1 protein-coding gene is annotated in these 546 nt (G+C 51.5%); it reads left to right on the forward strand.

Features of this window, described 5'->3' with window-relative positions:
* A partial coding sequence (locus R8O11_RS30545) for an efflux RND transporter permease subunit (RefSeq protein WP_318195300.1) occupies positions 1 to 546 on the forward strand: 546 nt, incomplete at both ends.

Genomic DNA, 546 nt, shown 5'->3' on the forward strand with positions numbered 1-546 from the left:
CGCTGTCTGGTGTTTCTGTTGCTGATATCAATAACACGCTTATTACCGCCGCGAACGCCAAAGTGCTCGGTTATATCGCCGATCCAAGAGAAGTGGACCCACTACCTATCGAAGTGCAGCTCCGACGCGAAGACAGAGATAACCTTAATCAACTAGAGCAACTTTATGTGCGAGGCCGTCCGGGCATTGCAAAAGTAGAATCCAATGGGGCGGTTGTGGATGCTCCTCAGCCTATCGTGCAGTTGTCTGAAGTCGGTCATTTTGTGAAACGCGCAGCGGACAAACCGATTTTCCATAAAAACCTCAAGCCTGTTGTGTATGTCTACGCCGAGGTAGTTGGGCGTGTTCCGGGTGAAGTGATTGCCGATGTGATGGCTGACCAAGATACAACTCACGCGGAAGATGTGCATCGTCACTGGCAAGATCGCACGTACCTGAGCAATGGCGCTGGTGTCACTTGGAGCGTGCCAGACAACATCGAAGTGGTTTGGAGTGGTGAGGGGGAATGGAAAATCATAGTGGTCGTAGTCCGCGATTTGGGGATTG

It is taken from the genome of Vibrio sp. 1288 (assembly GCF_033344475.1).